We start from the raw sequence: 18941 nt of genomic DNA on the forward strand, positions 1-18941 counted from the left end.
GACTGTCTCGATCGGGATGGCGACGGCCGGTCACTGTGCGTGGCATCAGTCGGTGTCGAGGCCGTCGATCAGGCGGTTGAGGAACCGGGTGAAGGTGGCCTCGGGAGTGAGGGGACGTCCGGGGGCGGAAAGGGCTTCGGCGAGCTCCGGGTGGCTGCCGTCGGCGGCGACAGCGGCGAGGTAGCGGCCCTCGGCCGCGGCCCGGTCCGGCGATCGTGAGACTGCGGCCTGCGCGATCTCATGGCCGACGTGCCCGGCTACGAATGCGGTGAGCTGGGCGAAGACCTCCAGCTTCGCCGCACCGTCCAGCCCGGTGGGCCGCAGGACGGCCAGCACGTGTTCCAGGAAGGCCAGTGTGTTGGGGCCCGGGACGCGACGGGTGGTCAAGGCGGCGGGCAGCCAGGGGTGGCGCAGCATGTGGGCGCGCTGCAAGTGGGCCACGGTCTTCAGATCGGCACGCCAGTCGCCGCTGGGTGGGTCCGTCACCGTGAGTTCCCCGCTGACGTGGTCGACCATCAGTTCCAGCAGCGTCTCCTTGTCAGGGGCGTAGCTGTAGAGCGACATGACGCCCGCTCCGACCTCGGCGGCCACCCGCCGCATGGTGACCACTTCAAGTCCTTCCGCGTCCGCCAGAGTGACGGCTGCCGCGGTGATCGCCTCGCGGCTGAAGGAGGGTCTGCGGCCTCTGCGGGGCTCAGTGGGACGCAGCCAGAGTTGCTCGGGATCGACGCCGACGGCACCGGGCTTCCCGTCACTGGGCACGGCCTCGCACTCCTTCCCCTTGGTCGTCGAGGTGGTTCTTGCCAGGTTCATCCAAGCATCCTCTATTCTCGTACGTCGTACGAGAATAGAGGAGAGAACGATGCCATCACGCACGCCCGACGCCGTGGCCGGACCGGCCTGGGTGCCACCCGCCGGAAAGCCGCCGCTGTCCTCCCGGATGATGAGGGCGACCTGGCGAGGTCTGCCGGCGAAACGGCACGAGGTCGGATGGGAGCCGGGGCTGGTGGTGCCGGCCGCCGACGGCAGCCCGCTGATCACCGACCACTACTTTCCGCGCACCCAGGGCGACTTCCCCACCCTCCTGGTCCGCTCGCCTTATGGCCGAGGCCTGCCGTGGTCACCCCAGTACGGCCTGCTCTTCGCCGAACAGGGCTTCCACGTGGTCCTGCAGAGCTGCCGCGGCACCGGCGGTTCGGGCGGCGTGTTCGACCTGTGGCGCAACGAGCCCGCCGACGGCCGGGCCACGGTCTCCTGGCTGCGCGAGCAACCCTGGTTCAACGGAACACTGGGGACCGTCGGCCCCAGTTACCTGGGCTACGTGCAATGGGCCCTCGCTCTGGACCCACCGCCGGAACTCAAGGCAATGGTGGTGCAAGTAGGGCTGCACGATCCCTACGCGCTGTTCCACGCGGACGGTGCGCTCCGCCTGGAGAACGCCCTCGTCGTCGGCGCGGGCATGCACTACCAGCACCGAGGCATGGCGCCGTTCCTGAGGGCGATGCTGCGTCTGCAGCGCCGCCTGCGCGACGTCATCACCGCGCGGCCCCTGCGCGGTGCGTACGTGTCAGCCCTCGGGGGCGAAGTGCCCTGGCTGGACGACGTGATGACACACCCGGACGCCAAGGACGCCTACTGGCGCGGCGCGTCGTTGGCGGAGTCGGCGGAGCGGCTGCGCGTGCCCACAGCTCTGATCACCGGATGGCACGACGCACTGGTCGACCAGACCTTCGAGCAGTACGACCGACTGCGCCAGGCCGGGTGCGAGACCGCCCTGCTCGTCGGTCCCTGGACCCACACCTCGGCCCTGCAGCAAGGATGGCCCGAGGTGTTCACCGAAAGCCTCGCCTGGCTGCGAGCCCACCTGTACGCCGATCCCTCCGGCCTGCGTCCCACCGCGGTGCGTGTGCACATCGGCGGCGAAAACACCTGGCGGGACCTCGACGACTGGCCGCCGGCCACGGCTGCCGGCTCGTGGTACCCCGTCCCCGGCGGGCATCTCACCCAGCAGGCCACCGTGGACTCCGCACCCGTGACGGCGTTCCGCTACGACCCCGCCGACCCCACGCCCTCCCTCGGCGGGCCCCTGCTCTCCCGCACCGCCGGCCCCCGGGACAACGGCACCCTGGAGGCACGAAACGACGTCCTGACATTCACCAGCCCGCCACTGACCGAGCCCCTGGACATCCTGGGCCCCGTCTCCGCACGGCTGAGCATCTCCACGGACACCGGGCACGCCGACGTCTTCACCCGCCTGTGCGACGTGGACCCACAAGGCCGTTCCGTCAACATCTGTGACGGGTTCGGCCGACTCCGGACGGCCGACCAGGCGCCCTCTCACGTCACGGTGCCGATGAGTACCACCGCCCACCGCTTCCCCGTCGGCCACCGCATACGCTGGCAGATCAGCGGAGGCGCCCACCCGCGCTACGCCCGCAGTCCCGGCACCGGTGAGTCACCGATGGACGCCACCACCTTCACACCGGTGCGCATCACACTCCACACGGACTCGGCACTGGTGCTTCCCCACGGCTCGGGGCTCGCGTAAATCGTCAGCGTCAGACCAGGTCAGTCCCTCTGAGCGCCCGTCGGCAGGGTGCGCAGCCGCATGGTGCTCGCCGAGCTGGTGCCGAAGGCGTAGTCCAGCAACTTGGCGGCGTCCGTGTAGCGGTACTGGTCGTTGAGGAGCACGCCGATGACCGTCTTCTCGTTGCGGGTCGCGGCGAAGACGAGGCAGGGGCCGGACGGCGTGTTGGTACCCGTCTTCACCCCGATCGCGCCGCTGTACGAGCCCAGCAGCTGGTTGGTGTTGTACCAGGTGTACGTGCGGGTGCCGCCGGTGCTGGTCGTCGCGTACTGCACGGTCTTCGGCTTCTTCACGATGCCCGCGAACGTCGAGTACTTCATCGCGCTGCGCGCGAGCTTGGCGAGGTCGCGCGGCGTCGTGTAGTTCGTGTTCTGCGTCGAGTTGCCGTCGAACGAGTCGAAGTGCGTGTTGGTCAGGCCGAGGGTGTCCGCCTTGGCGTTCATCTTGCTGACGAACGACTTGGTCCGCGCCGAGATGGTCGTACCGGTGCCGAACGTGTCCGCGAGGGCCATCGCGGCGTCGCAGCCGGACGGCAGCAGCATCGCATGGAGCAACTGGCGGATGGTGACCTTGTCGCCGGTCTTGAGATCCGCGGTGCTCGCGCCCTTGGCAGTGACGTAGTCCCGGTAAGCCTGCTTGATGGTGACCTTCCGGTCGAGGTTCAGGTCGGGGGTGCTCAGCACGACCCGAGCCGTCATGATCTTGGTGGTGCTCGCCATGGGCCGCTTGGTGTCGGCGTACTTGCTGTAAAGCGTGGAGCCCGTCGCGCTGTTGAGCATGAACGCGCCCTTGGCGCTGACCGAGGGCGCGGTCGCCGCCTGCGCGGGCGCGGTCAGGGCGCCGCCCGCGAGCAGCGCGCCGGCGCCGGCGACAGCTGCGGCTCTGCGGATACGTACGCCCTTGATGCCGGTTTTCACTATGAACGCTCCGAGTGTGTCAAATGCCAGAGGGCATCTGCGAAATGAAGCGGGGGGAGGCTCTAGGGAGACTCACGGGGGACACCGAGGGTTGTAGGGCGGGCGGAAGTAATACCCCGACGAGGCGGTCGGCGTCGCCGCACGCTTGAACGTGGACCGCATGCCGACGGCGGAGCGGCGTGCGCGGGCGCCGACCGACGTCGTCGGCCATGTAGTACCACGGCCCGGAGCGCAGGAGTGGCCGCTGGAACGTCAGGAGGTCCTCTCGCCGAAGAAGCCCGGAGTAGACGAAGACACCCCGGGCAGTCCGGGAAGCCGGTCTCAGCCGCCGCGCCGCACCCGGGCCGCCTTGCGGGCCTCCGCGAGCTTGCGGGCCTCGCTGCTCTTGCGGGACGGCCTGCCGCCGGAGCCGTCTTTCGCGTCCTTGGTGCTGCCCAGGCCGCGGAACGGGGCGTTGTGGTTCTTGGGGCGCGGTACGGACGGCCCGCCGTCAAGCATCTTTCCGGAGGGGGTCCTGGCGCCGGTGATCCGGCTCAACTCCGCCTCGCCGGACCGCACTTTGGTGACCTTGGGGGCCACGTCGGCGTCCGTCATGACCTGGCTCGTCTCGCGGCGCTGTCCCGACAGGACGAGTGTCACGACGGTGCCGGAACGGCCGGCCCGGGCCGTGCGGCCCGCGCGGTGCAGATAGTCCTTCGGGTCGGTGGCCGGGTCGACGTTGACCACGAGGTCCAGGTCGTCGATGTGCAGGCCGCGTGCGGCGACGTTCGTCGCCACCAGCGCGGTGACCTGTCCGTTCTTGAACTGGGCCAGGGTCCGGGTGCGCTGCGGCTGGGACTTCCCGCTGTGCAGTGCGGCGGCGGCCACGCCGCTGGCCCGCAGATGCCGCGTGAGCTGGTCGACGCCGTGTTTGGTGTCCAGGAACAGCAGGACACGGCCGTCCCGCGCGGCGATCTCCGTGGTCACGGCGTAACGGTCCGGGCCGTGCACGACGAAGACGTGGTGCTCGATCGCGGAGACCGCGCTGGACGAGGGGTCCACGGAATGGACGGCGGGGTCGCGCAGGTAGCGCTGCACCAGCTCGTCGACGTCGCGGTCGAGGGTGGCGGAGAACAGCATCCGCTGCCCGTCGGGGCGCACCTGGTCCAGAATCTCGGTGACCTGTGGCAGGAACCCCAGGTCACACATCTGGTCGGCCTCGTCCAGGACCGTGATGCGCACCCGTCCCAGACGGCAGCCCTTGCGCTCGATGAGGTCGTGCAACCGACCGGGCGTGGCGACGACGATCTCGGCGCCGTCCCGCAGCACGGCGGCCTGCCGTCCGATGGACACGCCGCCCACCACGGTCGCGAGCCGCAGCCGCAGCGCCTCGACGTACGGGGTGAGCGCCTCACCGACCTGCTGCGCCAGCTCCCTGGTGGGCACCAGAACGAGCGCCAGCGGCTCTTTCGGCTGCGCGCGCCGCCCGGCCGTCCGGGCGAGCATCCCCAGGCCGAAGGCGAGCGTCTTGCCGGATCCAGTGCGGCCCCGGCCCAGGACGTCCCGTCCCGCGAGCGCGTTCGGCAGCGCCGCCGCCTGGATGGGGAAGGGCACGGTCACACCGTGCTCATCGAGCGCCCGCAGAAGCTCGGCCGGCAGCCCCAGCTCCGCGAAGGACGCCGCCGTGTGCGGCGCCGAAGCGGCCCCCGACGCCTCGTCCCGCTGCCGGGCATCGGCACGTGCTGATTCGCTCACAGAGAGCCTTCCTCCGAAGGGACCGTACCGAGGAAGGCGCGGCAGGGACGCAGGCACCAGCCAGAGACACCGAATGGAGACCGGCACAGCGACGCTGCAAACGGGTAACGCTAGCACGGGACACGCCGCCCGGGCCTGTCGTGGTCGCGCCGCTCGCGTGGCACCAGACACACGAAGTTAACGTCCGGGACCCAGACGTGAGACGCGTCCGCCCCACCATCGCCATACCTGTCAATCGACAGGTATTCCTTGATCGACCGGAGGTGCCGTGATGGGTCGGCCCGAACTCGCCCCTGGGCAGAGCCCCGACGGTGGCGTCGCGACAAGTCCCGCCACCCTCGGCTACCAGCAGGAACTTCGCCGGGGGGTGGGCAGCTTCGCGTCATTCGCCGCCGGCTTCTCCTTCGTGTCGATCCTCACCACCGTCTTCCAGCTCTTCGGCCTCGGCTTCGGCCTCGGTGGGGCGGCGTTCTTCTGGACCTGGCCGCTGGTCTTCGCGGGCCAGATGCTGGTCGCGCTCTGTTTCGCCGAACTGGCGGCACGCTGGCCCATCTCCGGGGCCATCTACCAGTGGTCGAGCCGGCTGGCCGGGACCACGGTGGGCTGGTTCGTCGGCTGGATCATGATCATCGGCCAGATCCTCACCGTCGCGGCGGCCGCGATCGCGGCGCAGGCGGTGCTGCCGGGCATCTGGTCCGGCTTCCAGATCGTCGGCGGAGCGGGAGCCGACCCGTCGGTCGGCTCCCCGACGGGCGCTCAGAACGCGGTTCTTCTGGGCTGCCTCCTGCTGGTGCTCACCACGGCGGTGAACATCCTCGGCATCCGCCAAATGGCCGCCGCCACCAGCGTCGGCGTCGCGATCGAGATCGTCGGTGTGATCGCGCTGGTGCTGGTGCTCTTCTTCCTGCCCGAGCGGGGCCCGCAGGTGGTGGCCCACCACACCGGCTGGGCCGGCGACGGCGGCTACATCGGGGCGTTCCTCGCCTCCTCGCTGATGGCGGCCTACGTCATGGTCGGCTTCGACTCGGCGGGCGAACTGGCCGAGGAGACACACAGCCCACGCCGGACCACTCCCCGGACCATCCTGCGGGCACTGATCCTCTCGGGCGTCGGCGGCGCGCTGCTGATCCTCTCGGGACTGATGGCGGCGAGCAGCCTGACCGACGGGAACCTGGCCACCGGCGGTCTGTCCTGGGTGCTCACCGACCGGCTCGGCGACGTCCTGGGCCGGCTGCTGCTGTGCTGCGTCGCGGTCGCGGTGTTCGCCTGCACGCTCGCCGTGCAGACCTCCGGCGCACGGATGATCTACTCCATGGCTCGCGAGGGCGCCCTGCCGTTCCACCGGCACCTCGGCAAGGTCTCGGCCCGTACCGGTACGCCGATCACCACGTCGGTCGTGGTGGGCGTGGGCGCCGCGATCGCGCTCGTGGTCAACCTTCGCCAGACGGCGATCTTCACCGCCCTCGCCAGCCTCTGCATCGCCATGCTGTACCTGGCCTATCTGGGCGTGACGCTGCCGCAGTTGGTCGCCCGGATCCGGCACCGGGGGCAACCGGAGGGCGTCGACGAGACAGGCCGGCCGCTGTTCTCGCTGGGCCGCTGGGGGACGGCGGTCAACACGCTCGCGGTGCTCTACGGGGCCGGTATGACGGTCAACCTGATCTGGCCCCGTCCGGAGATCTACGACCTCACCGGCGGCACGTGGTGGCTGCGGTGGAGCGCCCTTCTCTTCATCGGGCTCAGTCTGGCCGTCGGCGCCACCTACTTCCTCGCCCGGCGGCTGCACCGCCACATCGAGTTGAGGCACGTACCCCCCACGCACGTCGAGCCGCCCGCACAGGCCGAGGCCGTCGCCGAGCCCGCCTGAGGGTTCGACGGCCGTGCGCGCCGCAACCAGACGCCCTGATGACGTACTGACGAAGGGATGACGGGACATCCATGACCACAGCCGACGAGCCGACGGCCATCGCACCTCACGACCAGTACCCCACCGGAGTCCGTGATCTGCACCTGACCGACAGTGTCCGAAGTGCCCGCGACGACGCCCGCGCCCAGGGCGGACAGGCCGGCGCGTGGATGCCGTACCTCCCGGCGTCCGGCAGCCCGCACTGCCCGCCGGCGGTGGACCCGGCCGCCCTGGTATGGGCGGAGACGGTGGCACCCGGCGGTTACACCCACAAGGTCCTCGCCCGCGGCACCCGGCTGCGCTTCGACGACCCGACCGGTGACGCCTGCCCCCACCTGCTGCTCTTCAACGCCCTGGAACCGACGGAGCGGCTCAACGTCGCCGACACCCAGAAAATCCCGTGGCAGGCCTACCTCGGCGAGAACCATCCGCTGCTGTCCGGCGACGGCCGGGTCCTGGCCGTGGTCACCGGTGACTCCTCCGGCCGGCACGACGCCTTCTGCGGCACCACCACCGACGCCTGGAACGAACGCAAGTACGGTGACGCCCGCCCCCACGGGCCGTCCCCCTCCGGCCGCGCACTCTTCCTCAAGGCGGCCGCCAAACACGGCCTGAGCCGCCGCGACCTGCCGCCCAGCCTCTCCTTCTTCCAGGGCGTACGTGTCGAGGCGGACGGTGCCCTCGCCTGGCGGGGCAGCGCCGGTCCGGGCAAGCACGTCGAACTCCTCGCGGAAATGCCCTTGTTGGTGCTGGTCGCCAACGTCGCGCATCCGCTGGACCCGCGCCCCGGCTACGTCGTCGGGCCGCTGCGCGTGCACGCCTGGCGCGCAGCCGCCACCGGCCCGGCCGATCCGCGGTTCACCGCCACGCCCGAGCTGCACCGGGCCTACCTCAACACCGTCGACTACTGCGAAGCCCGGGGGCTGTGACATGGCGACCACTCAGACCGACAGCACGTCGGCCACCTACCCGACCACCTCGGGCGGCACCCTCCCCTCCACCGTCCCGGTCGGCGCGGTGTACGCCGGGGGCTCCCCCCTGGACTGGGGAGCGAGCCTGGTCGAGGGCGCGGTCGTCCTGGACGAGAAGGTGGCCCCCAACGCGCCCTGGTCGGCGGTGGTGACGGAGGGACACGTCCTGACCATCGTCGACGTCGGCGGCAACCAGTCGGCCGACTGCCTGCTCTACAACGCCGACGACCCCGAGGAGCGCTACAGCGTCCCCGACACCCTGGCCTGGCAGGGCAACGCCTATGTGCGCACCGGCACCGTGCTGCGCAGCAGCGAGGGCCGCCCGCTGATGACCGTCGTCGCCAACGAGATCGACCGCCAGGACACCATCGGCGGCGCCTGCGGCAAGGAGTCCAACACCCTGCGCTACGGCCACCACGTGATGTTCCATCACGGCTGCCGGGAGAACTTCCTCGCCGAGGCGGGGCGGCGCGGTCTGGGGGTGCGGGACATCGTCTCCAACCTCAACTGGTTCATGAACGTGCCCGTCGAGGCGGACGGCGCGCTGGGCATCGTGGACGGCATGTCGGCGCCCGGCCGCCGGGTCGCGGTGCGCGCCGAGATGGACGTCCTGGTGATGGTGTCCAACTGCCCGCAGATGAACAACCCGTGCAACGACTTCAACCCGACCCCGTTGCGAATGATCGTCGTGGCCCCGGCACGAGGCGGGGGCCCCGGTCCCGTCGCGGGTGGCCCGCGGTCCGCGCGGGCCCCGCGCACCCCGGGGGACGCCGCGTGACCCGCCCCACCGCTGTTCTCGTCGCCAACCGCGGTGAGATAGCCCGCCGTGTCATCCGCACCGCCCGGAAGCTGGGCCTGGGTACCGTCGCCGTCTTCTCCGACGCCGACCGGGCCGCCCCGCACGTCCGCGAAGCCGACCACGCCGTCCGCCTGGGTCCGGCGCCCGCCCGCGACTCGTATCTGCGCGGCGACGCGATCATCGAGGCCGCGCTCGCCCATGGCGCCGGAATCATCCACCCGGGCTACGGCTTCCTCTCCGAGAACACCGCCTTCGCCCGTGCCGTCGAGGAGGCCGGCCTGCGTTTCGCGGGCCCGACCGCCGACCAGATCACCGCCTTCGGCGAGAAGCACACCGCCCGCGCACTGGCCGGGGCGGCCGGAGTCCCGCTGCTGGCCGGGACCGAGTTGCTCGGGAGCGCCGAGGAGGCCGTCGCCGCGGCCGAGTCGATCGGGCTGCCCGTGATGGTCAAGGCCACGGGCGGTGGCGGCGGCATCGGCATGCGGGCCTGCGCCACCGGCGACGAGGTGCGCGAGGCCTTCGCCGGGGTGGCGGCGCTCGCCGAGTCCCACTTCGGGTCGGCCGGGGTGTTCCTGGAGCGTCTGGTACGCCCGGCCCGCCACGTCGAGGTGCAGGTCTTCGGCGACGGCACCGGCCGGATCGCCGTGTTCGGCGACCGCGACTGCTCGCTGCAGCGCCGCAACCAGAAGGTGATCGAGGAGGCCCCGGCCCCGGCCCTGCCCGACCGTGTCCGCCGACTGCTGCGGGACTCGTCGCGCCGGCTGCTCGCCTCTGTCGGCTACCGCGGCGCGGGGACCGTGGAGTTCGTCTACGACCCCGTGCGCGAGGAGGCCGCCTTCCTGGAGGTCAACACCCGGCTCCAGGTCGAGCACCCGGTGACCGAGGAGGCGTACGGCGTCGACCTCGTCGCGCTCATGCTCACCCTGGCCCGCGACGGCAGGGTCGACGACTGGGTGTTCGAGCGGGAGTGGACGCCCGCCGGACATGCCGTGGAAGCCCGCGTCTACGCCGAGGACCCGGGCAAGGACTCGGCTCCCTCCTCGGGCCTGATCACCCGGGCGGCCTTCCCCGGCCAGGGCGCCGACGAGATTCCCGGCGTCCGCGTCGACGGCTTCGCCGAGACCGGCCTGGAGGTCTCGCCGTACTACGACCCCATGCTCGCCAAGGTGATCGGCAAGGGCCCCGACCGCGACACCGCGTTCGACGTGCTCGGCCAGGCCCTGGCCGCCAGCCGGGTCGACGGCGTCGTCACCAACCTGGGCCTGCTGCGCTCGCTGACCGTGCGGGACGAGGTGCGCGAGGCGGCGCACAGCACCAGCACCCTCGCCACCGCCACCGACCCCGAGCCACGCGTCGACGTCCTGGTGCCGGGAGCGATGACCACCGTCCAGGACCTTCCCGGCCGGCTCGGCCACTGGCATGTCGGCGTGCCGCCGAGCGGGCCCTTCGACCCCGTCTCCTTCGCCGAGGCCAACCTGGCCGTCGGCAACCCGGCCGGGGCGCCCGGGCTCGAAGTCACCGCGGGCGGGCTGACCCTGCGCTTCTCAGCCGCCTGCGTGGTCGCCGTCACCGGCGCCCCCGTCCCGGTCACGGTGGACGGCGCCGCGGCGGCCCTGTGGGAGCCGGTGCCGGTCCCGGCCGGCGGCACCCTGGTCCTCGGCGCCTGCCGCGGTCCCGGCCTGCGCAGCTACGTGGCCGTCCGGGGCGGCGTCGACGTACCCGCATACCTGGGCAGCGCCTCGACGTTCACCCTCGGAGGCTTCGGCGGACACGGCGGTCGGGCACTGCTCGCCGGAGACGTCCTGCGGCCCGGGGCCGCCGCGACCGCCGGTGGCGGGCCGACACCGCCCGAGCGCCGGCCGGCGATCACCCCGCACTGGCAGATCGGTGTCACCGAAGGCCCGCACGCGGCGCCCGAGTTCTTCACCCGCGAGGACATCGACACCCTCTACGCCACCGACTACCGGGTGCACCACAACTCGGCCCGCACCGGTATCCGCCTGGTCGGGCCCCGACCCCAGTGGGCCCGCCAGGACGGCGGCGAGGCAGGGTTGCACCCCTCCAACATCCACGACACGCCGTACGCGGTGGGCGCCCTCGACTTCACCGGAGACACGCCGATCATCCTGGGCCCCGACGGGCCGTCCCTGGGCGGTTTCGTCTGCCCCGCGGTGGTCGCCAGCGGGGACTTGTGGAAGCTCGGTCAGCTCCGCCCCGGAGACACCGTCCGCTTTGTACCGGTCAGGGAGGCCGAGGCGGCCGCCCTGGATGCCCGCCGTGCCTCGCCCGCGCTGATCAGCGCGGGCGGAGACGGTGACGACGGCGTACTCGGCCGTCTGGAGGCCACCGACGACCGCCCCTGCGTCACCTATCGCCGGGCCGGCGACGACAACGTCCTCGTCGAGTACGGCCCCATGGTGCTCGATCTCGGGCTGCGGATGCGCGTGCACGCCCTGCAGGAGGCCTTCGCCGCGCACGCGCCCGACGGCATCGTCGACGTCACCCCGGGCATCCGCTCACTGCAGATCCACACCGACACCCGGCGGCTGAAGGCCCGCGATCTCACCGTCCTGCTGCGTGAGCTGGAGGACGAGGTCGCGCCCACGCATGAGCTGGTGGTCCCCTCCCGCACGGTGCGGCTTCCCCTGAGCTGGGACGATCCGGCGACCCGGCTCGCCATCGAGCGCTACATGGCGGGGGTGCGCGACGACGCCCCGTGGTGCCCGTGGAACATCGAGTTCATCCGCCGCGTCAACGGCCTGGAGACCGCCGACGACGTCTACCGCACCGTATTCGACGCCTCCTACCTGGTGCTCGGCCTCGGCGACGTCTATCTCGGCGCCCCCGTCGCCACCCCGCTCGACCCGCGGCACCGCCTGGTGACCACCAAGTACAACCCGGCACGCACCTGGACCGCGGAGAACTCCGTGGGCATCGGCGGCGCCTATCTGTGCGTCTACGGCATGGAGGGTCCCGGCGGCTATCAGTTCGTCGGCCGCACGGTGCAGATCTGGAACCGGTTCCGCAAGGGCGGGCTGTTCGAGGACTCGCCGTGGGCGCTGCGCTTCTTCGACCGCATCGAGTGGTATCCCGTCACCGCGGAGGAACTGCTCGAACTGCGCGCCGAGACCGACGCCGGCCGCGGCGCCTTCCGGACCGAGGAGGGGGCCTTCTCGATCGCCGAGTACAACGCCTTCCTGTCCGCCGAGGCCGATTCGATCGCCGCCTTCCGCACGCGGCAGAGCGCCGCGTTCGAGGCCGAGAAGGATCGCTGGCGGGCCACGGGCGAGTTCGACCGGGACGACGATCCCGGACCCGCAGCCGCGAGTACCGTCGCGGTCACCGTCCCGGACGGCGCGGTCCCGGTCACCGCGCCGTTCACCGCCACCGTCTGGCAGACCGTCGCCGAGCCGGGCGCCGTCGTGGCCGAGGGTGACCCGATCCTCTCCCTGGAGGCGATGAAGATGGAGTCGAAGGTGAGCGCCCCCGCCGCGGGCACCCTGCTGGACATCTACGTCAAGCCCGGTGAACAGGTCGCCGCCGGCCAGGTCCTCGCGGCGGTGAGGTCATGAGCGCCATGACGACGACCGCACGCGTCGAGGCCGCGTACGACCGCATCGAGAGCGCCGGCCGGCCCGAGATCTGGATCCACCTCAGGCCCCGCAGCGAGGTGCTCGCCGAGGCGGCCGGGATCGACCCGGCGCTGCCTCTGGCCGGCCTGGTCGCGGCCGTGAAGGACAACATCGACGTGGCCGGCCTGCCCACGACCGCGGGCGCCCCGTCGTACGCCTACCTGCCGCCGGCCGACGCGCCCGCGGTGGCGCGACTGCGCGCGGCCGGCGCGGTGGTGCTCGGGAAGACCAATCTGGACCAGTTCGCCACCGGCCTGGTCGGCACCCGCAGCCCCTACGGGGCGGTAGGCAACGCCTGGGACACGACCCGCATCTCCGGCGGCTCGTCCTCCGGTTCCGCCGTCGCGGTCGCGTTGGGCATCGCCGACATCGCGCTCGGCACCGACACGGCCGGCTCCGGACGGGTGCCCGCCGCCCTCAACGGCATCGTCGGGGTCAAGCCGACCAAGGGTCTGGTGCCCGTGACCGGAGTGGTTCCCGCGTGCCAGACCCTCGACTGCGTGACCGTCTTCGCCCGCGACCTGCGGCTCGCCCGCGTCACCGCGGAGATCGTCGAGGGCCCCGACCCGGCCGACCCGCTCTGCCGCACGGGCCCCCAGCTCTCGCTGCCACCCGCGCGCCCCAAGGTCGCCGTCCCGGGGCCACGGCACCTGGAGGGCATGGCCGACGGCTGGCGTGAGGCCTTCGACGCCGCGGTCGCCCGCCTGGCGAGCACCGGGACGGAGATCGTCGAGGCCGACATCACGCCACTGCTGGAGGCGGCGCAACTGCTGTACGGCGGCGCGTTCGTCGCCGCGCGGTACGCCGCCGTGGGCGGGCACCTGGAGAAGCACCGCGACCTGATCGGTACGGATCTCGACCCCACCGTCGCCTCCATCGTGCTGGCCGGGCGGGAGAAGACCGCCGCCGACTGGGCCGCCGACACCGCCCGCCTCGCCGCCCTCGGCGCCGCCGGACGCGCGGCCCTCGACGGCTGCGCCGCGCTCCTGACCCCGACCACCACCTGGCACCCCACCCTCGACGAGGTGGCGGCCGATCCGGTCGGCGCCAACGCCCGGATGGGGCGCTTCACCAACTTCGCCAACCTGCTGGACCACGCCTCGCTCGCCGTCCCCGCCGGGTTCGTGGACGGCCTGCCGTTCGGCGTGATGTTCACCGGCCCGGCGTTCTCCGACCGCGCCCTTGCCGCCCTCGCCGAGCGGTTCGCCAACCCGGGGCTCGACCTGTTCGTGGTCGGCGCCCACCTCACGGGGCAGCCGCTCAACGCCCAGTTGGTGCAGGCGGGCGGCACACTGGTGGGCCCGGCCCGCACCGCCGACGGCTACCGGCTGTACGCCCTGGCCACCGAACCGCCCAAGCCGGGCCTGGTCCGGGTGCCCGAGGGCGGGGCGGGAAGAGGCATCGAGGGTGAGATCTGGCGGCTGCCGGCTTCGGGGTTCGGGGCGTTCACCACCGCCGCTCCCGCGCCGATGACCATCGGTACCGTCGAGCTGGCCGACGGGCGACAGGTCAGCGGCTTCCTCGTGGAGCCGTACGCCGTCGAGGGCGCGCCCGACATCACTCGCTTCGGCGGCTGGCGGGCCTATCAGGCGTCCGTATGACCGTCAGGCGACAGGGGGCGGCATTCAAGCCTGCGTCAACAGCATGACCGGCGCAGACGTTGGTGCTTCTTCGTGCTCCCGGCCGCCGTGTTCGAGTACCGGGCACCGAAGAGGTCCGCCACCAAGGTGGCAGGATGGACATATGTCGATCACGCGTCCCCGCCAAGGCAGACCCCGGCACGCGCCGCCGTCCGACCCTGGCGCCTCCGCCCGGGAACAGATCATCGACGCCGCGGGCGCGCTCTTCGTGGAACGCGGGATCGCCAGCACGAGCACCCGGATGATCGCCGAACGGGTGGGCATCAGGCAGGCCTCCCTTTACTACCACTTCGCCACCAAGGAAGAGATCCTCGCCGAGCTGCTGGCCACTTCCGTGCGCCCCAGTCTTCAGATGGTGGAGCGGATCCAGGCACTGGTGCCCGAGCGGGCGACTCCGGCCGCGGCGCTCTACGCGGTGGCCGCGATGGATGTACGCACCCTCTGCCGCACTTCGTACAACATCGGCACGCTCTATCTGCTGCCGGAGGTGCGGGCCGAGCGTTTCGACGCCTTCCGAGCCGAGCGGGGCCGGCTGCAGGAGAGTTACGGCATTCTCGGCGCCCAGGCGGCGGCCGAGGGCGTCGCCCGCAGCGTGCCCGCCGAGCGGATCGGCGAACTGCTGATCCAGTTGGTCGAGGTCGTCATTCAGATACGGCGTTCTCGTGAGCCGGAAGCGGCCGACACCGATGTCATCGCGTCCTCGTGCCTGCGGCTGTGCGGGCTCGGCGAGTCGGAGGTGGCCGCCGCCAGGGACGAGTCACGGGTCCTGCTGAGCCGCTTCGACTGACCGGCGGCTCGACGGGCGAATCGAGCAATTGTGAGCATCTGCTCTGCGGGTTCACCGATCATGGTGCCTGTACGCTCCGTCGCGGTATTGGCGGCGAAGCAGGCCAGCCGTTTTGCACCAGCAGTCGCCGTCGTCGTCGAGGCCAGGTCCGGGTCGATGCCGTGCAGCCCGGACAGCCGGACCGGGTCGGACCAGGGGCGGGTCGGATCGGTCGCCGTGAACAGCCGGTTGCCGTCGCCGCTCAGATTCGTGACGGTCGGCCAGGAGCGGCCGTCGTGGTAGCGGAGCGTGGGCGCATGGATCCCTGCCGCAGCCTGGCCGTCCGCCCCGTGTACCGCGCGGGCTACACCCCGGGGTGCGGGACGGTGGTGGAGCGCACGATGAGCCGTGGAGCGAGTTGCACGGGGCGGGTCGGGCGGCCGGTGTCCTCGATCCGGGCGGTCAGTATGGTCACCGCGGTCGCTCCCATGTCTTGGCGGGGGGTGTCGATTGTGGTCAGGTCGATATAGCCGAACTGGGCGAAAACCGTGTTGTCGAAGCCGATCAGCGACAGGTCTTCCGGCGCGCTCATCCCTCGATGCTTGAGGGCCGCGAGGACACCGAGAGCGGACAGGTCGTTGGCCGCGCAAACAGCGGTGGGAGGGCGGGAACTCGACAGCAGGATCTCCGCTGCTCGCCTCCCGCCGTGCTCGGTGTAGTCGCCACGGACGATGCGGCTGTATGCGGACAGTCCATGCTGCTCCATGGTGTCGAGGTAAGCCCGGCGGTGACTCTCGGCCCCAGGACCCTTGCCGCCGTCAATGTGGGCGATGTCCTCATGGCCGAGGCCGACGAGATGTTCGACGGCGAGGCGGGTGCCGTGCCGGGTGTCGACCGCGACCGAGTCGACGCCCTGTACATGACGGCCCACGACAACCAGGGCCACGCGGTCGGCCAGCTCGCGCAGGTCCTTCGACGCCAGACGGGGACCGACGAGGACAATGCCGTCCACCCGGTGCTCGAGCAGACCGTCGATGGCCCGTCGCTCGGTGTCCGAGGTCAGAAGCTCTCCGCCGGTGAGGAGCACTCCGTAGCCGGCCTGCTCCGCCTGTTCCTGGACGCCGGTGAAGATCTCCGTGTAGACGGGATTGCGCAGCTCCGCCAGGACGACCCCCACCGTCATGGTGCGCCGGCTGGCGAGCTGGGCGGCATGGGCATTGGGGCGGTAGCCCAGCTCGGCCGCCGCCTTCAGCACTGCCTCCCGGCGCCGTGCGGAGACGCGGGGATCGTTCCGCATCACCAGGCTGGCCAGGGACCGCGATACGCCGGCTCGGGCCGCGACGTCCTCCAGCGTTACCGACACGCAGCCTCCCGGACCTATTGACGTACCTGTTGGAGCGCTCCAAAGTGTAGGCCATTGGAGCGCTCCAACAGAATGCCGTTGTCCGGCGCCGCGACGCCGCTCGAGCCACGCGATCTCCAGGACCTCAGGTTCTGAGCTCGCGCGGTCCCCTCTTTTCTCTCCCTGTCGCACAGTAAGGTCCAGGACAGATGCACCGCTCTTCTCATCCGCGCAGATCCGCCTCCCTCGTGGCCGTGGCCACGGCCACGGCACTGACCCTCGCCGGCTGCTCCAGCGGCTCGGGCGGGAAGCAGGCCGAGGAAAGCGCCGACGGCGCCTCCGCGGGCAAGGCGACCACTCCCCGTCTGACGGTCGCGATGATCACCCACCAAGGGCCCGGCGACACTTTCTGGGACATCGTCCGCAAGGGCGCCGAGGCGGCCGCCGCGAAGGACAACATCCGGCTCGTCTACTCCAACGACCCGAGCGCGGGCAACCAGGCCAACCTGGTCCAGAACGCCGTCGATCAGAAGGTCGACGGCATCGCGATCACGCTCGCCAAGCCGGAGGCCATGAAGGACGTCGTGCGCAAGGCCACGGCAGCGGGTATCCCCGTCGTCGGCCTCAACTCCGGTGTGAGCGAGTGGAAGAAGCTCGGCCTGACGGAGTTCTTCGGGCAGGACGAGAGCGTGGCCGGCGAGGCGTTCGGCAAGAAGCTGAACGAGGTCGGCGCCAAGAAGGCCGTCTGCGTCATCACCGAGCAGGGCAACATCGGCCTCACCCAGCGCTGCGACGGCGTGAAGAAGACATTCCAGGGCAAGACGGAGAACCTCTACGTCAATGGCACCGACATGCCGTCCGTGAAGTCGACGATCACAGCCAAGCTGAAGCAGGACAGCTCCATCGACTACATCGTCAGCCTCGGTGCCTCGTACGCGCTGACCGCCGTGCAGTCCGTGTCCGAGGCGGGCAGCGAGGCGAAGATCGCCACCTTCGACCTGAACAAGGATCTCACCGGCGCCATCAGCAAGGGCACGATCCAGTTCGCGGTCGACCAGCAGCCGTACCTCCAGGGCTACCTGGCGATCGACTCGCTGTGGCTGTACAAGAACAACGGCAACTACATGGGCGGCGGTGAACAGGCGATCCTGACCGGCCCGGCCTTCGTCGACAAGTCCAACGTCGACCAGATCGCCCAGTTCGCCGCGAAGGGCACCCGTTGATGAGCCTGGACCGGCGGTCGGTGCCGGCGGTGACCACATCGCCGGTCCACGGCCCCACCGGTTCCGTCGCCGCAGGCGACTCGGCCACCTCAGTCACCCGAGAGCCGGCGCGCCAGCCGCACGGGAGAGCCACGGGCCGCACCGAAGCCGGTGCCGTGCGGGTGGAAGGCTGGGCCCGGGCCCCGTTCGCAGCCCTCGCCGATGTGTTCGCGCGAGTCGTCGCGGAACAGGGAGACGGTGCCGCCGCCCTGGCGATCCACCTGGACGGGCATCCAGTCGTAGACCTGTCGCACGGAGGTCCCAGCGACGCCCGGTACCTGTTGTTCTCCGTCTCCAAAGGCGTCTCGGCGATCGCCGCCCAGCACGCGCACGCTGCCGGACGGCTCGACCTCGATGCCCCGATCTGCGATGTCTGGCCCGCCATGCGACGGACAGCGACCCGCCGCATCACCACCCGTCACGTGCTCAGCCATCAGGCGGGGCTGCCCCTGGTCGACCAGGAGCTCACCGTGGCAGACCACGTGGCCGGCAAGCTCGAGACCGCCCTGGAGCAGCAGGAGCCCTCCTGGGAACCGGGGACGAAGCACGGCTACCACGCCATCACCTACGGAGCCCTGCTCGACGGCGTCTTCCAGCGGGCCCTGGGCACCAGCGTCGCCGAGTACATCCACGCACACATCCGGCAACCGCTCGGTCTCGACCTCGCTCTCGGCGTTCCGCCCTCCGACAACGACGACGTGCTGCCGCTGCGGACACGCCCTCCGATGCGCACCCCGCTGCAGTCGGCCCGCCCCGGGCGGCTCTTCGATGCCGTCGGCCTCGGACTGCTCGACGACCCCTCGGTCTTCAATCAGCCGGACGTTCTCGCAGCGCCCTGGCCCGCGACCAACCTGGTCGCCGGTGCCCGCGACCTGGCACGGCTGTATGCCGCGACCGTCGGACCGGTTGACGGTGTGCGCCTGCTGGACACCGAGAGCAGTGCCGCGCTCGCCCGTACCCGCTCCATCGGGCCCGACGAGGTCCTCGGCGAGCCGTCCCACTTCGGTTCCGGAGTCCAAAGGCCCACGGCTCGTCTTCCCCTCCTCGGGCCTGCCTCGTACGGGCATGACGGACACGCCGGCTCGCTCGCGCTGGCCGATCCTCGGTTCTCCGTCGGCATGGCCTTCACGACCAACGTCAGCCCGCCTGTCGGCGGAGCGAGTGCCGCAGCCCTCACACTCGTCGCGGCAGCGAGGCACTGTCTGAACGCATCCGGCCGCAGCACGACCGAATGAAAGGTACGCGAGCGCATCGAGGCGTACCGCGCCGCCCAAGACGCATTTGAAGCCGTCCCCCTTCTCTTTCTCTTGTCGATCGCTTGCCGAGTGTGCGGATACTCGACAAACGATCCGACGTCTCCCCTGCCGAACCGTTCCTCCAAACCC

Annotated in this window: 13 protein-coding genes and 1 pseudogene; 9 read left to right on the plus strand and 5 right to left on the minus strand. The window is 71.1% G+C overall.

What is annotated here, in order from left to right:
- Positions 1-45: 45 nt before the first annotated feature.
- The gene (locus CP976_RS04055) at positions 46-813 is read right to left on the minus strand and encodes a TetR/AcrR family transcriptional regulator (RefSeq protein WP_229876284.1); all 768 of its coding nucleotides are present in this window, start codon (positions 811-813) and stop codon (positions 46-48) included.
- 49 nt (positions 814-862) lie between these two features.
- Here CP976_RS04055 and CP976_RS04060 point away from each other — a divergent pair, with 49 nt between their 5' ends.
- Complete coding sequence (locus CP976_RS04060) at positions 863-2548, plus strand: CocE/NonD family hydrolase (protein WP_150479053.1); 1686 nt, start codon at positions 863-865, stop codon at positions 2546-2548.
- Between the two features lie 20 nt (positions 2549-2568).
- Here the strand turns inward: CP976_RS04060 and CP976_RS04065 are convergent, their stop codons facing one another.
- Together CP976_RS04065 and CP976_RS04070 are read right to left on the minus strand one after the other, a co-directional pair.
- The gene (locus CP976_RS04065; RefSeq protein WP_190147013.1) at positions 2569-3504 is read right to left on the minus strand and encodes a D-alanyl-D-alanine carboxypeptidase family protein; all 936 of its coding nucleotides are present in this window, start codon (positions 3502-3504) and stop codon (positions 2569-2571) included.
- A 321-nt stretch (positions 3505-3825) separates the two neighbouring features.
- Complete coding sequence (locus CP976_RS04070; protein ID WP_150479054.1) at positions 3826-5238, minus strand: DEAD/DEAH box helicase; 1413 nt, start codon at positions 5236-5238, stop codon at positions 3826-3828.
- Between the two features lie 271 nt (positions 5239-5509).
- On the opposite strand from CP976_RS04070, the gene CP976_RS04075 reads away from it, so the two are divergent.
- The 6 genes from CP976_RS04075 (at position 5510) to CP976_RS04100 (ending at position 14973) form a co-directional block, all read left to right on the plus strand.
- Positions 5510-7105 (plus strand): amino acid permease, encoded by a 1596-nt coding sequence (locus CP976_RS04075; protein WP_150479055.1) that lies wholly within the window; start codon positions 5510-5512, stop codon positions 7103-7105.
- A 71-nt stretch (positions 7106-7176) separates the two neighbouring features.
- Positions 7177-8073: an urea amidolyase associated protein UAAP1 gene (locus CP976_RS04080; protein ID WP_150479056.1), complete on the plus strand. Its 897-nt coding sequence runs from the start codon at positions 7177-7179 to the stop codon at positions 8071-8073.
- A 1-nt stretch (position 8074) separates the two neighbouring features.
- On the plus strand, positions 8075-8893 hold the full coding sequence (locus tag CP976_RS04085; protein WP_150479057.1) for an urea amidolyase associated protein UAAP2: 819 nt from the start codon (positions 8075-8077) through the stop codon (positions 8891-8893).
- The gene (gene uca / locus CP976_RS04090) at positions 8890-12486 is read left to right on the plus strand and encodes an urea carboxylase (RefSeq protein WP_150479058.1); all 3597 of its coding nucleotides are present in this window, start codon (positions 8890-8892) and stop codon (positions 12484-12486) included. The genes CP976_RS04085 and uca overlap by 4 nt, the downstream gene beginning before the upstream one ends.
- Positions 12487-12491: 5 nt before the next feature.
- Positions 12492-14147 carry an allophanate hydrolase gene (locus CP976_RS04095; protein WP_150485212.1) on the plus strand — a complete coding sequence of 552 codons (1656 nt, stop codon included), beginning with the start codon at positions 12492-12494 and terminating at the stop codon, positions 14145-14147.
- 142 nt (positions 14148-14289) lie between these two features.
- Positions 14290-14973, plus strand: coding sequence for a TetR/AcrR family transcriptional regulator (locus CP976_RS04100; RefSeq protein ID WP_150479059.1), 684 nt, complete (start codon positions 14290-14292; stop codon positions 14971-14973).
- A gap of 99 nt (positions 14974-15072) precedes the next feature.
- Here CP976_RS04100 and CP976_RS43570 read toward each other — a convergent pair.
- Both CP976_RS43570 and CP976_RS04110 read right to left on the minus strand, forming a co-directional pair.
- A pseudogene (locus CP976_RS43570) lies at positions 15073-15278 on the minus strand (family 43 glycosylhydrolase); the annotation flags it as partial.
- A 38-nt stretch (positions 15279-15316) separates the two neighbouring features.
- Complete coding sequence (locus tag CP976_RS04110) at positions 15317-16315, minus strand: LacI family DNA-binding transcriptional regulator (protein ID WP_167537271.1); 999 nt, start codon at positions 16313-16315, stop codon at positions 15317-15319.
- 188 nt (positions 16316-16503) lie between these two features.
- Between CP976_RS04110 and CP976_RS04115 the strand changes: the two genes are divergently transcribed.
- Together CP976_RS04115 and CP976_RS04120 are read left to right on the plus strand one after the other, a co-directional pair.
- Entirely contained in the window at positions 16504-17517 is a 1014-nt protein-coding gene (locus CP976_RS04115) for a sugar ABC transporter substrate-binding protein (RefSeq protein ID WP_150479061.1), read from the plus strand.
- A complete protein-coding gene (locus tag CP976_RS04120) occupies positions 17517-18791 on the plus strand; it encodes a serine hydrolase domain-containing protein (protein WP_150479062.1) in 1275 nt (424 codons plus the stop codon). The genes CP976_RS04115 and CP976_RS04120 overlap by 1 nt, the downstream gene beginning before the upstream one ends.
- Positions 18792-18941: the final 150 nt, after the last annotated feature.

Origin of the sequence: Streptomyces coeruleorubidus, from assembly GCF_008705135.1 — a bacterium.
Taxonomy (GTDB): Bacteria; Actinomycetota; Actinomycetes; order Streptomycetales; family Streptomycetaceae; genus Streptomyces; species Streptomyces coeruleofuscus.